Consider the following 13840-nt stretch of genomic DNA (forward strand, 5'->3'; position numbering starts at 1 on the left):
AGCAACTAAAACACGAGTCATTTGACTCGTGTTTTTTTGTATTGTTAAAAAGAATGGGAAAGAAGTAATGGTAATACAAACACGTTGCCCAAGAGTTAATCATATTATATAAGAGATGGGTGTATATTTTTCTGGAAATTGTTAAGGATTAGAAGTATAAAATAGGTTCACTTAAATAGGGAGGGAAGGTTATGAAATTACAAAGTGAAGTTTGTATTGTTTGTGAGACAAAAAGAAAAGAAGGTATATATGTTTATAATAATTTAATATGTTATGAATGTGAAAAGGATATGGTGAACACAGAGACAGATGATCCAAAATATATACATTATTTAAAGCAACTTCGAAAATTAGAAGTATCATATTTTTAAATAGGCATATGCCTATTATTTTTTTTGTTCTGTATAATAGATGGAGAATGAATTATAAGGAAGAGATGTAGATGAATCAAAATCATATGCCTTTATATGAGGCGTTAATAGAGTTTAAAGAAAGAGGGTCGTTATCTTTTCATGTTCCAGGTCATAAGAATGGTTTAAACTTCCCTCAGAAGGCAATAAGAGAGTTTAAAGATATTCTATCTATTGATGTAACTGAGTTAGCAGGACTGGATGATTTGCATAGTCCGTTTGAATGTATAGATGAGGCACAACAATTATTGACTGAAGTGTATGATACAAAGAGAAGTTATTTTTTAATTAATGGTTCAACAGTCGGGAACTTAGCAATGATTTTGTCTTGTTGCAGGGAACATGATATTGTTCTTGTACAAAGAAATTGTCATAAATCAATTATTAATGGTTTAAAACTAGCGGGAGCAAATCCCATTTTTTTAGATCCATGGATTGATGAAGCTTATAACGTACCAGTGGGAGTTCGTAATGAAATTATTAAGAAAGCAATTGGAAAATATCCAAATGCGAAAGCACTCATTTTAACGCATCCTAATTATTATGGTATGGGGATGGATTTAGAGGCAAGCATCGCTTTTGCACATGCACATAAAATCCCTGTTTTGGTAGATGAGGCACATGGGGCACATCTTTGTTTGGGAGAACCATTCCCAAAATCAGCGTTAACATATGGTGCAGATATTGTAGTTCATTCTGCACATAAAACATTACCCGCAATGACAATGGGTTCCTATTTACATATAAATAGTCACTTAGTAGACGAAGAGAAGGTTACTACTTATTTAAGTATGCTACAATCTAGTAGTCCATCGTATCCAATTATGGCTTCCTTGGATATAGCACGCTTTACAATGGCGCGTATAAAAGAAGAAGGACATGGTGAAATTGTTGAGTTTTTACGGAGATTTAAGGAACAGTTACGTTCTATTCCACAAATCGCCATTTTAGAATATCCGTTGCAAGACGAGCTAAAGGTTACCGTACAAACTCGTTGTCAGTTATCAGGGTACGAATTACAGTCCGTATTTGAAAATGTCGGTATATATACAGAGATGGCTGATCCGTACAATGTCCTATTTATTTTACCCCTGCAAGTAAATGAGGAGTATATGAAGGTTATAGAGATGATCCGAGTAGCATTGCAACATTATGACGTGAAAGACAAGAGGGAATCTATTCGTTATACTTATAAAGGTGAATTCTCTCCTTTGCCGTATACGTATAAACAACTAGAAGGATATGGAACAAAGATAGTATCTATAGAAGAGGCTGTTGGAATGATAGCGGCGGAAATGGTAATTCCGTATCCACCTGGAATTCCATTGGTTATGTATGGAGAGAGAATTACTTCAGAGCATAAAGAGCAAATTATGTATTTAGAGAGAGCAGGAGCTCGTTTTCAAGGTAATACGAAATATATGAAAGTGTATGATATAGAAAGTAGGTTTTAGGATGAAGGGATTATTTGTAACAATTGAGGGTCCAGAAGGTTCAGGTAAAACAACGTTAATTAAAAGCTTATTACCATATTTTGAACAAAAAGCACAAAAGGTAATGGCGACAAGGGAACCAGGTGGTATTGCAATTTCTGAGGACATTAGGACGATTTTACATAAACAAGAATATACGATGATGGAAGCACGTACAGAAGCGCTTCTTTATGCTGCTGCGCGCAGACAGCATTTAGTAGAAAAAGTTATGCCAGCACTTAATGAGAACTATCTCGTGCTATGTGATCGTTTTATAGATAGTTCTTTAGCATATCAAGGCTATGCAAGAGGGTTGGGTATGGATAAGGTATTTGAAATAAATCGTTTCGCAACAGAGGACTGTATGCCTAGTTTAACAATTTATCTAGACATTGAGCCTGAGGTTGGTTTGGCTCGAATTGAAAAAGATGCAGGACGTGAAGTAAATCGACTAGATATGGAAGATATCTCTTTCCATAAACGTGTGCGCGAAGGGTATTTACAAGTTGTAGAACGTTTCTCGGATCGTATTGTATTGGTAAATGCTGATCAGCCGATGGAAAAACTTATAGAAGAAGTTGTTCAGATTATAGAAGATAAATTGTTATAATAGAAGGAAAGAATGAAATAAGTGAGGTATGCATTATGATGAAGACGTGGGAGCAGCTTTCTGCTATACAACCCATCGGTGTAAAAATGTTGATGAATAGCATTGCAAAAGAGCGTATATCCCACGCTTACTTGTTAGAGGGAGGGAAAGGTACGGGAAAGTTTGCGACAGCAATTCAAATGGCAAAGAGTTTCCTCTGTTCTCAGCGGAATGGAGTAGAGCCCTGTCATGTATGCACAAATTGTAAGCGAATTGATTCAGGTAACCACCCTAACTTACATATTGTAAAACCAGACGGATTATCTATTAAGAAGCAGCAAATTCATGATTTACAAGAAGAGTTTTCAAAAACAGGATTAGAGGCAAATAAAAAATTATATATTATTGAGCACGCAGATCGTATGACGGCAAATGCGGCAAATACACTTTTGAAATTTTTAGAAGAACCAAGTAGTGATACAACCGCTATTTTACTTACTGAACAAAGTCATCAAATTTTAAATACGATTTTATCTCGTTGCCAAGTTGTTACGTTTAGACCGTTACCTACAGAATCTTTAATTAGAAGATTACAGGAAGAAGGTATTACAGCATCTTTATCGACACTTGCTGCTCAACTCACAAATAGTTTTGATGAAGCTTTAGCTTTATGTAGTGATGAATGGTTTGCACAAGCACGAGCTTTAGTGATAAAATTATGTGAAGCGCTCGAAAAAGATAAAACCTCTATTTTTTTTGTACAAGAAAAATGGGGAAAACACTTTGGAGAGAAAGAACAATTACAGCAAGGGTTAGATATGTTACTCCTTATTTATAAGGATTTACTATATGTTCAACTTGGAGAAGAAGATCGTCTTGTTTTTCATGAGCAGAAAGAGATGTTTGAATCGTTTTCCTATGCTCAGAAGCGCATTGTATCAGCTCTCTTTAATATATTAGAGGCAAAAAATAGAATCAACGCTAATGTAAATGCGCAGCTTGTGTTCGAACAGTTAGTGTTGCGGTTGCAGGAGGGATGACCGTTTTGTATGATGTAGTAGGTGTTCGCTTTAAGAAGGCCGGAAAGGTATATTACTTTGATCCAAATCAGTTCGATATCTCTGAAAATGAGTTTGTTATTGTAGAAACGGTAAGAGGTATTGAATACGGAAAAGTAGTTATTACCAAAAAGCAAGTTGATGAAAACGACGTTGTATTACCGCTAAAAAAGGTTATTCGTATTGCAAATGAAAATGATCGTACCATTGTTGAAGAGAACAAACATGCTGCAAAAGAAGCATATCAAGTCTGTCAGCAAAAGGTAGTAGAGCATAATCTTGATATGAAACTTGTAGATGTAGAGTATACATTCGATCGTAATAAGATTATTTTCTATTTTACTGCGGATGGTCGGATTGATTTCCGCGAACTAGTGAAGGACTTAGCGGCAATTTTTAGAACAAGAATTGAACTAAGACAAATTGGTGTTCGTGATGAAGCGAAGATGCTAGGTGGTATTGGTCCATGTGGTCGTATGCTTTGTTGTTCTACTTTTTTAGGAGATTTTGAACCTGTATCCATTAAAATGGCAAAGGATCAAAATTTATCATTAAATCCTGCAAAAATCTCTGGTTTATGTGGTCGCTTAATGTGTTGCTTAAAATATGAGAATGATGAATATGAGGCAGCAAAGGAACAACTTCCTGATTTAGATCAACGTATACAAACCCCGCATGGTACTGGCCGTGTGATCGGATTAAATATTTTAGAAAGATTAATTCAAGTGGAACTAGTAGACAAGGAACGGATAGTAGAATATACGTTAGATGAGTTAGTGAATAAAGGGGTCGTTTCGAGTCAAACCACAGATTAATGAGGTGGGTGCTTGTGGAGAAAAAAGATATTTTTGAATCGGTTTCTAGTATGGAAGAGCAAATTGGACATTTATACAAACAGTTGGGAGAGTTAAAACAGCATCTTGCAGAGTTGTTGGAAGAAAACCAGCATATAAAAATGGAAAATAACAATTTGCGACACCGTTTTGAAGAAGTGCAGAATAAAGAAAAACAAAAAACTCAAAAGCGTAAAGAAGTGAAGCCGAAGACAGATATTGGTGAAGGCTATGACAATTTAGCGAGACTGTATCAAGAAGGTTTTCATATTTGCAATCTACATTATGGAAGTGTACGTAAAGAGGGAGATTGTTTGTTCTGTCTGTCATTCTTAAATAAAAAGTGAAATTACCTTTCCAATTATAATTGGAAAGGTAATTTTTTATACATGAAATAGGGTAGGTTAAGGGTAAGAAAAGGAGCAGTATATGAATTTATATGAAGATGAACGTTTAGATTACTTATTAGCGCAAGACATGAAGATTATACAAAGCCCATCAGTATTTAATTTTTCTTTAGATGCTGTTTTACTGGCAGATTTTGCATGGGTACCAATTCAAAAGGGGAATTTACTTGATTTGTGTACAGGTAACGCAGTTGTCCCCCTTCTATTAAGTACAAGAACAAAAGGAAAGATTACTGGTGTGGAAATTCAAGAACGCTTATATGATATGGGAGTAAGAAGTGTTCAATATAATGGGCTGGAAGAAAGAATTCACCTCATACATGGAGATTTGAAAGATATGCCAGAGAAACTCGGACGTCATCAATATGATGTTGTTACATGTAATCCACCATATTTTCAAACACCTCAAACTTCAGAGAAAAATATGAATGAACATTTAGCGATAGCTCGTCATGAAATTATGTGTACATTAGAAGATGTTGTATCTGCAAGTAGTCAGTTAGTAAAACAAGGTGGGAAAGTGGCGTTTGTACATCGTCCAGGGCGATTACTCGACATTGTCACATTAATGCGTAAATATAAAATTGAACCAAAGCGTGTGCGATTTGTTTATCCTAAGGTTGGAAAAGAAGCAAATACATTGTTAATTGAAGGAATTAAGGATGGAAATGCAGATTTAAAAATTTTACCACCTCTCGTTGTATATGAGAACAATAACGAATATACAAAGGAGATACGTTCAATTTTATATGGAGAAGAATAAGCATTTTTTTTATGTGGTAGAGTGCTCTGATGGAAGTTATTATGCTGGATATACAAACCATATAGAAAAACGAATACAGACTCATAATAGCGGCAAAGGAGCTAAGTATACACGCGTCAGGCTTCCTGTCGTTTTAAAATATGTAGAGACCCATGATGATAAACGTACAGCTATGCAAGCGGAGTATTACTTTAAGCAATTAACGAGAAAACAAAAAGAGGCATATATGCAAAAAGGAGAACGCTATGTGGCAACAAAAAAGCTTTCAACAAAATGAAAAGGGAGTTTTATATTTAGTACCAACTCCTATTGGAAATTTAGAAGATATGACATTTCGTGCAATCCGAATTTTAAAAGAAGTTGATTTAATTGCTGCTGAAGATACGAGACAAACGAAAAAACTTTGTAATTATTTTGAAATTGAAACACCTGTCACGAGTTATCATGAGCACAATAAAGAAGTAAGTGGGAAGAAAATATTAGAGAAATTAGAGGATGGAAAGAATGTAGCACTTGTTAGTGACGCTGGTATGCCGTGTATTTCTGATCCAGGTTACGATATTGTTGTTGAGGCAGTAGCTGAGCAATATCATGTAATTCCGCTTCCTGGAGCAAATGCAGCCCTTACAGCATTAATTGCATCTGGTCTTGAAACAAAGCAGTTTTATTTCTATGGTTTCTTGCAGAGAAATAAAAAGGAACGAAAGATGGAGTTAGAAAAGCTTCGTTATGTACAAACTACAATGATGTTTTATGAAGCGCCTCATCGTTTAGATGATACTTTAATTTCGATGCAGGAAGTGTTGGGAAATAGAGAGATTGTATTATGTCGGGAGTTAACGAAAAAATTTGAGGAATTTATTCGAGGAACAGTCGAAGAAGCAATTGAGTGGACGAAGCAAAATGAGGTACGTGGTGAGTTTTGTATTTTAGTAGCTGGTTCGACAGAAGAACCTGCTCCAGAAGAACAATGGTGGGAATCTCTTTCAGTATATGATCATATTGAACACTATATAAATGAAAAAGGTATGAATTCAAAAGAAGCGATTAAAACAGTCGCTAAAGATCGAGATTTGTCGAAAAGAGATGTATATCAAATCTATCATGTCGATAAAAAATAAGCTTCTCATAATTGAGAAGCTTATTTTGCTGTTTCGATATAATCTTGAAGTTCGTTTAAGATTTGCTCAGCGCCTTCTTTGCTTAAGATGATTTTACCTTCAGCTAAAGAAAGGTTACCGTCAGATACTTCACCAGTTACTTGGCAAGTCATGTTTGGTTTATATTTTTTTAAGATGATTTTCTCGTCATCAACATAGATTTCAAGAGCATCCTTTTCTGCAATACCTAAAGTACGGCGTAATTCGATTGGAATTACTACACGACCTAATTCATCAACTTTACGAACAATACCAGTAGATTTCATAATTTTTTTCCTCCTAAATAAATAGTTTATAAGTTTCGAGTCTATTTTTAGATTCGTCATTTTTCGACAAAATACCCTATGGACATATGATACCAATCATTTACATTTCCGTCAATTCTTAAATTCTATATTTTTTAAAAAGATTTATAGATTTCTTATTTCTTATATATAATAGATTGAGAGGAAATTCCACAATTATTTACATTGTTTTCTGAAAAATTAACAAATTTTAAGTGGAGATTGTATATTTTTTTGGAATATGAGCAATAGATGATAAAGATATCGAGCATTAAGAACCCAAATTCAAAATTAGGTTGGGGTAAAGAAGATAAGTGAGATTCGGGCTGCTCGTAAAAGCCCGATTGATGTGGGCTAATAATCAGTGGGGATGAACAAAAACCCCGCTGATTAAAGTTTCACTTTATATATGAGTTTTTGATATACTGTTTATAAATACATATGAGGTTATTCGGGAGGTCCAAAACAATGACAGAGGAAAATAAGTCCTTTTATATTACTACCCCAATTTATTATCCAAGTGGAAAATTACACATTGGACATGCTTATACGACAGTAGCAGGAGATGCAATGGCACGATATAAGCGTATGCAAGGATACAATGTTCATTATTTAACAGGAACTGATGAGCATGGACAGAAAATCCAAAAAAAAGCAGAAGAATTAAATATTACACCACAAGCATATGTGGATAATATTGTTGCAGGAATTAAAGAACTTTGGGAGAAGATGGATATCTCTTATGATGATTTTATTCGTACAACTGAAGATCGTCATAAAGATGTTGTTGAAAAAATCTTTAAGCAACTAGTAGATCAAGGTGATATTTATCTTGATGAATATGAAGGTTGGTATTCTGTACAAGATGAGACATTCTATACGGAGCATCAATTAGTAGATCCAATTATGGAAGGTGACAAAGTAGTTGGAGGAAAAAGTCCAGATAGTGGTCATGATGTAGAACTTGTTCGTGAAGAATCATATTTCTTTAGAATGGGTAAATATGTCGACAGACTATTAAAATTCTATGAAGATAATCCACATTTCATTCAGCCAGAGTCTCGTAAGAATGAAATGATTAATAACTTCATTAAACCAGGCTTAGAAGATTTAGCAGTTTCTCGTACTTCATTTGACTGGGGAGTTCGTGTTCCAGGTAATCCGAAACACGTTATTTACGTATGGGTTGACGCATTATCTAACTACATTACAGCATTAGGTTATGGAACAGAAAATGAAGAGATGTATAAGAAATTCTGGCCGGCAGATGTGCATTTAGTTGGAAAAGAAATCGTTCGTTTCCATACAATTTATTGGCCAATCATTTTAATGGCATTAGATTTACCTCTTCCTAAAAAAGTCTTTGCTCATGGCTGGATTTTAATGAAGGATGGAAAGATGAGTAAGTCAAAAGGAAACGTAGTAGATCCAGTTACATTGATCGATCGTTACGGATTAGATGCATTACGTTATTACTTACTTCGTGAAGTTCCATTCGGATCTGACGGTGTATTCACACCAGAAGGATTTGTGGAGCGTATTAATTTCGATCTAGCAAATGACTTAGGTAACTTATTAAATCGTACAGTAGCTATGATTGATAAGTACTTTAACGGAGAAATCCCTGCATTTAAAGCGAATGTAACGGAATTTGATGAAACGTTAGTAACGTTTGCAAAAGATACATTGAAAAAAGTAGAAGAGGCAATGGAGAATATGGAGTTCTCTGTAGCGTTAGGATCTATTTGGCAATTGGTTAGTCGTACGAACAAATATATTGATGAAACACAACCATGGGTATTAGCGAAAGATGAGAATGATCGTGAAAAGTTAGCTTCTGTAATGGCTCATTTAGCAGAAGTACTTCGTCAAACAGGTATTATGCTTATGCCATTCTTAACAGTAGCACCAAGCAAGATGTTCGCTCAGCTTGGCCTTACTGATGAGGCTCATAAATCTTGGGAAAGTCTATCTACAATTGGCTGTATTCCAGCTGGAACAAAAGTAGAAAAAGGAAACCCAATTTTCCCTCGCTTAGAAATGGAAGTGGAAGTAGAGTACATTAAGGAACAAATGAAAAGCTCTGCTCCTAAAGTAGAAGAGAAAAAAGAAGAAGAACCGAAGGCAGAAGAAATTACAATTGATGATTTCTTTAAAGTAGAATTACGCGTAGCTGAAGTACTATCTGCTGAACCTGTGAAAAAAGCAGACAAGTTGTTAAAAATTCAACTAGACTTAGGCACAGAAAAGCGTCAAGTTGTTTCTGGAATTGCGAAATTCTATTCGCCAGAGGACCTAAAAGGTAAAAAGGTTATTTGTGTAACAAACTTAAAACCTGTAAAATTACGCGGTGAATTATCGCAAGGTATGATTTTAGCGGGTGAAGAGAATGGCGTATTGTCATTAGCATCAATTGATCAAAATCTACCAAATGGTACAAAAATCAAGTAATTAAGACAAGAAAAGAGATGTTTCACGTGTAACATGTGTGAAGCGTCTTTTTTCTTTTTACACTCTCTATTTTTGCATTAAGATTGTAGTATTGTTATCGTTAAGTTATTAAAGAACTTATTTTTGTAGAATAAACTTGATTTCAATATAAAAGGAGTTATGTATTATGTTGTTTGATACACATTCACATTTGAATGCAGAGCAATTCGAAGAAGATTTGCAAGAAGTTATTGCCCGAATGAAAGAAGCGGGAGTTACTTATACAGTTGTTGTTGGTTTTGATGAAGTAACGATAAAAAAGGCGATGGAATTAGCTGAAGCCTATGATTTTATTTACGCTGCGGTTGGATGGCATCCAGTTGATGCAATTGACATGACAGAAGAACATTTAGCTTGGTTAGAAGAACTTGCTTCTCATCCTAAAGTCGTTGCACTTGGAGAAATGGGTTTAGATTATCACTGGGATAAGTCTCCAAAAGAAATACAGAAAGAAGTATTCCGTAAACAAATTACATTAGCTAAAAAAGTGAAATTGCCGATTATTATACATAACCGCGATGCAACTCAAGATATTGTTGATATTCTAGAAGAAGAGAATGCAGCTGAAGTAGGAGGCATTATGCATTGCTTTAGCGGCAGCGTAGAAGTAGCAGAGCGATGTGTTGATATGAACTTTTTAATTTCGTTAGGCGGACCAGTTACATTTAAAAATGCTAAGAAGCCGAAAGAGGTTGCTACGGAGATTCCATTAGAGAAATTGTTAATAGAGACGGATTGTCCGTATCTAACGCCGCATCCATTTCGAGGGAAACGAAATGAACCGAGTTATGTAAAACTCGTAGCAGAAGAAATTGCGAATTTAAAAGGAATTTCTTATGAGGAAGTAGCAGAAATGACAACCAAAAATGCAAAATTTTTATTTGGTGTTGAATAAAAAAGAATGGGGAAACCTGTTCTTTTTTATTTTGAAAAAACACTAGTAGAAGTGATGAAGAAAATAAATGTGAATGATGAAGTGTTACAATAAGGACAGAGAACAAAGATTTTTCTATTCTATTTTTTAAAATATAAGAATGGGGAAAATAATAATGGAAAAGTCGTCATTTTTTTGTTTTACTAAGTAGAGACGAAACGAGTGTGGAGGCAAGCATGAAAATAAAAGAGATTATCGTTGTAGAAGGTAAAGATGATACAGTTGCGATTAAGCGTGCTGTTGATGCGGATACAATTGAAACGAACGGTTCAGCAATCGGTGATCATGTTATTGAGCAAGTTAAATTAGCGCAACAAAAAAGGGGCGTTATTATTTTCACAGATCCGGATTATCCTGGAGAGCGTATTCGAAAAATTATTTCTGACAAGGTTCCCGGCTGTAAGCATGCCTTTTTACCGAAGGAAGAAGCGCTTGCTAAAAGGAAAAAGGGAGTTGGGATCGAACATGCTTCTAATGAGTCGATCCGCCGTGCTCTAGAGAATATACATGAAGAAATGGAAGTTTATACAAGTGAAATTAGTTGGAGTGATTTAGTCGATGCAGGCTTAGTGGGCGGAGAAATGGCAAAGAGCCGCAGAGAAAGAATGGGTAAGCTATTAAAGATTGGTTATACAAATGCAAAACAATTACATAAACGATTACAGATGTTTCAAGTTTCAAAGGAATCATTTGGAGAAGCTTATAAGCAAGTAATACAGGAGGAAAAAAAATGAAGGATATCGCAACGCCAAATCGTACAAAAGACATTGTTGAAAAGTATGGATTTTCATTCAAAAAAAGTTTAGGACAAAACTTTTTAATTGATACAAATGTATTAAATCGTATTGTCGATCATGCTGAAATTGGTTCAGAAAGTGGTGCAATTGAAATTGGACCAGGTATCGGTGCATTAACAGAGCAATTAGCGAAGCGTGCTAAAAAAGTAGTGGCTTTTGAAATTGATCAAAGACTATTACCAATTTTAGATGAGACGTTAGCACCATATGGTAACGTTACAGTTATTAATAAAGACGTACTAAAAGCGGATGTACATGAAGTATTTAATGAGCAATTTGAAGAAGGGCAAGATGTAATGGTAGTAGCTAACTTGCCATACTATATTACAACGCCAATTTTATTTAAATTGCTTGAAGAAAAGTTACCAGTTCGTGGATTTGTTGTTATGATGCAAAAAGAAGTTGGAGATCGTTTAGCTGCTAAACCTGGAACGAAAGAGTATGGTTCTTTATCGATTGCCATTCAGTATTATACAGAAGTTGAAACAGTTATGACTGTACCGCGTACAGTGTTTGTACCACAGCCAAATGTTGATTCTGCAATTATTCGCCTTCTAAAGCGTCCGAAACCGGTTGTAGAGGTGACAGATGAAACATTCTTCTTTGAAGTAGTACGAGCAAGTTTCGCACAGCGCCGTAAAACTTTAATGAATAATTTATCAAATAATTTAAATGGTTTCCCGAAAGATAAGGAATTATTGGATCGAATTTTAACAGAAGTAGGAATTGATCCAAAGCGAAGAGGCGAAACGCTATCTATTGAAGAGTTTGCAACATTAAGTAATGCATTGGTTCTTCATAAATTATCATAAGAATATGAAAGGGACAGTTCAACTTGAACTGTCCCTTTTGTCACCTTTCTCCCTCTAAATTCATATTTTAAAAACAGGTAAGATGGCCTAATGAGTTTGGAGGTAGGAGAATGGCTTTACATGTTGGAGAATTAGTGGAACGATATTCTCATAAGAGGGATATTCTTTTTCGTATTATAGAAATAAAAGGCGAGATAGCTATATTGTTTGGAGAGGAAATTAGACTGGTGGCGGATGCGCCACTTGAAGATTTAATTAGTATAGATCAACGAGAACATAAAAAAAGGGTGAAGCGTGAGAAAGAAACAATGGAGCGCACGTATCGTTTGTTTCAACAAGATTATGTGTTAATGAAACAAAGGCATGAACATACTTCAACTGGTGGATACACAAGTGAGGTGAATTATTTTCAAATGCCGGGACGTGTATTGCATATAGATGGAGACCCTTTATATTTGCGCAAGTGCTTAGACTTATATAACAAAATTGGCGTTCCTGTACAAGGTATTCATTGTAAAGAAACGGAGATGCATGAAAAAGTAGTAGACTTAATAGATCACTTTCGCCCAGACATTCTCGTTATTACGGGGCATGATGCATATACAAAATCGAAAGGAGTGAAGGGAGATTTAGCGGCATATAGGCATTCAAGGCATTTTGTACAGGCTGTTCGAGAAGTGCGAAAAAAATATCCATCATTGGATCAACTTGTTATTTTTGCTGGGGCATGTCAATCGCACTTTGAGGCACTAATTCGTGCAGGGGCCAATTTCGCTAGTTCACCATCTAGAATTAATATTCATGCACTAGATCCCGTATATGTAGTTGGTAAAATTAGTTTTACTTCATTTATGGAGAGAGTCAATGTATGGGATGTCGTACGTAATACAATTACTGGTGAAAAGGGACTAGGTGGAATTGAAACGAGAGGGATTTTACGAACGGGATTACCTTTTCAACATTACGAAGAGTAAGCAGGGTACATATGTATCTTGCTTTTTTGTATGGAAGGATTTAAATGAATTTGGATAAAAAGAGGCAAGAACGTACAGACTACGTAATGATACTTTTACAATATAGTATTTCTTCTATCTATTCAAACGCAAGATGATATTAGCTGTGAATCGCGGTTAATAATTAGGATAGATATATAGTGCTTTAAGTGTTCAATCTAAATTACAGCGAGGTGTAGCGAAGTATATGTCAAAACGTTTAGATGAAATTAAAAGCGAATTAGATCACCATCTTGGACAGCGACTTATGTTAAAAGCAAATAGTGGAAGAAGAAAAACTGTGGAGCAATCAGGTGTACTAGCAGAAACATACCGTTCTATTTTTGTTGTACAATTGGATCAACAAGAAGATGTGTTGCAACGTGTATCTTATAGTTATGCAGATGTTTTAACAGAGACAGTAGAGTTAACATTTTATGGAGACCCTCATAATGAGGTCATTTTATAATCCATATATCATTACATATATTCCCATAAATGAAAAGCTATATTATTTTGCATACTAACTATACCGTAGCAAAATAAGGAGGGACTCTGCATTGAGTAGACGAAGAGGTGTCATGTCAAACCAATTTAAAGAAGAGCTAGCAAAAGAGCTTGGCTTTTATGATGTTGTTCAGAAAGAAGGATGGGGCGGAATTCGTGCGAAAGATGCTGGTAACATGGTGAAACGTGCTATAGAAATTGCAGAACAGCAATTAATGAAACGAAACCAGTAGTTGTAAGATACTTTCTATGCTACGGTAGCCGAGGAGACATTCCTCGGCTTTTTGTACTCTAAAAGGTGCCATCATTTTACATAAGTAGTTTCATTCTGA

Annotated in this window: 17 protein-coding genes; 16 read left to right on the forward strand and 1 reads right to left on the reverse strand. The window is 35.3% G+C overall.

Annotation, left to right across the window (positions count from 1 at the left end):
- Positions 1-191: 191 nt before the first annotated feature.
- From CN409_RS00005 to rsmI, 9 genes are all read left to right on the forward strand, one after another.
- Positions 192-371, forward strand: coding sequence for a sigma factor G inhibitor Gin (locus tag CN409_RS00005; protein WP_000776279.1), 180 nt, complete (start codon positions 192-194; stop codon positions 369-371).
- A 71-nt stretch (positions 372-442) separates the two neighbouring features.
- Positions 443-1864, forward strand: coding sequence for an aminotransferase class I/II-fold pyridoxal phosphate-dependent enzyme (locus CN409_RS00010; RefSeq protein ID WP_001073008.1), 1422 nt, complete (start codon positions 443-445; stop codon positions 1862-1864).
- A gap of 1 nt (position 1865) precedes the next feature.
- Complete coding sequence (gene tmk / locus CN409_RS00015) at positions 1866-2492, forward strand: dTMP kinase (RefSeq protein WP_000677218.1); 627 nt, start codon at positions 1866-1868, stop codon at positions 2490-2492.
- Between the two features lie 35 nt (positions 2493-2527).
- On the forward strand, positions 2528-3511 hold the full coding sequence (gene holB, locus CN409_RS00020; protein ID WP_000978578.1) for a DNA polymerase III subunit delta': 984 nt from the start codon (positions 2528-2530) through the stop codon (positions 3509-3511).
- 5 nt (positions 3512-3516) lie between these two features.
- Positions 3517-4344, forward strand: coding sequence for a PSP1 domain-containing protein (locus CN409_RS00025; RefSeq protein WP_000272429.1), 828 nt, complete (start codon positions 3517-3519; stop codon positions 4342-4344).
- Positions 4345-4358: 14 nt separating this feature from the next.
- Positions 4359-4709 carry a DNA replication initiation control protein YabA gene (gene yabA / locus CN409_RS00030; RefSeq protein WP_000412063.1) on the forward strand — a complete coding sequence of 117 codons (351 nt, stop codon included), beginning with the start codon at positions 4359-4361 and terminating at the stop codon, positions 4707-4709.
- An 82-nt stretch (positions 4710-4791) separates the two neighbouring features.
- A complete protein-coding gene (locus CN409_RS00035) occupies positions 4792-5532 on the forward strand; it encodes a tRNA1(Val) (adenine(37)-N6)-methyltransferase (RefSeq protein ID WP_001055355.1) in 741 nt (246 codons plus the stop codon).
- The gene (locus tag CN409_RS00040; protein WP_000414350.1) at positions 5519-5809 is read left to right on the forward strand and encodes a GIY-YIG nuclease family protein; all 291 of its coding nucleotides are present in this window, start codon (positions 5519-5521) and stop codon (positions 5807-5809) included. Before CN409_RS00035 ends, CN409_RS00040 begins: the two co-directional genes overlap by 14 nt.
- Complete coding sequence (rsmI, locus tag CN409_RS00045; RefSeq protein WP_000267816.1) at positions 5778-6653, forward strand: 16S rRNA (cytidine(1402)-2'-O)-methyltransferase; 876 nt, start codon at positions 5778-5780, stop codon at positions 6651-6653. Before CN409_RS00040 ends, rsmI begins: the two co-directional genes overlap by 32 nt.
- Positions 6654-6673: 20 nt before the next feature.
- Here rsmI and CN409_RS00050 read toward each other — a convergent pair whose 3' ends face one another.
- Positions 6674-6958 carry an AbrB/MazE/SpoVT family DNA-binding domain-containing protein gene (locus CN409_RS00050; RefSeq protein WP_000843036.1) on the reverse strand — a complete coding sequence of 95 codons (285 nt, stop codon included), beginning with the start codon at positions 6956-6958 and terminating at the stop codon, positions 6674-6676.
- Between the two features lie 486 nt (positions 6959-7444).
- On the opposite strand from CN409_RS00050, the gene metG reads away from it, so the two are divergent.
- The 7 genes from metG to sspF all read left to right on the forward strand — a co-directional run bounded on the left by metG (position 7445) and on the right by sspF (position 13741).
- Positions 7445-9427 (forward strand): methionine--tRNA ligase, encoded by a 1983-nt coding sequence (gene metG / locus CN409_RS00055; RefSeq protein ID WP_000134138.1) that lies wholly within the window; start codon positions 7445-7447, stop codon positions 9425-9427.
- Between the two features lie 166 nt (positions 9428-9593).
- Positions 9594-10361: a TatD family hydrolase gene (locus CN409_RS00060; RefSeq protein WP_000895845.1), complete on the forward strand. Its 768-nt coding sequence runs from the start codon at positions 9594-9596 to the stop codon at positions 10359-10361.
- Positions 10362-10576: 215 nt separating this feature from the next.
- Positions 10577-11134: a ribonuclease M5 gene (rnmV, locus tag CN409_RS00065; protein ID WP_000692842.1), complete on the forward strand. Its 558-nt coding sequence runs from the start codon at positions 10577-10579 to the stop codon at positions 11132-11134.
- Positions 11131-12009: a 16S rRNA (adenine(1518)-N(6)/adenine(1519)-N(6))-dimethyltransferase RsmA gene (gene rsmA, locus CN409_RS00070; RefSeq protein ID WP_000651548.1), complete on the forward strand. Its 879-nt coding sequence runs from the start codon at positions 11131-11133 to the stop codon at positions 12007-12009. Before rnmV ends, rsmA begins: the two co-directional genes overlap by 4 nt.
- A gap of 110 nt (positions 12010-12119) precedes the next feature.
- Positions 12120-12983, forward strand: a complete 864-nt coding sequence (yabG, locus tag CN409_RS00075) for a sporulation peptidase YabG (protein ID WP_001173734.1) — start codon at positions 12120-12122, stop codon at positions 12981-12983.
- 226 nt (positions 12984-13209) lie between these two features.
- Positions 13210-13470, forward strand: coding sequence for a biofilm formation stimulator Veg (gene veg, locus CN409_RS00080; protein ID WP_097981349.1), 261 nt, complete (start codon positions 13210-13212; stop codon positions 13468-13470).
- Positions 13471-13561: 91 nt separating this feature from the next.
- Positions 13562-13741: an acid-soluble spore protein SspF gene (gene sspF / locus CN409_RS00085; protein ID WP_002094215.1), complete on the forward strand. Its 180-nt coding sequence runs from the start codon at positions 13562-13564 to the stop codon at positions 13739-13741.
- The last annotated feature ends 99 nt before the right edge of the window (positions 13742-13840 follow it).

It is taken from the genome of Bacillus sp. AFS012607, assembly GCF_002558005.1.
Classification (GTDB): Bacteria; Bacillota; Bacilli; order Bacillales; family Bacillaceae_G; genus Bacillus_A; species Bacillus_A thuringiensis_S.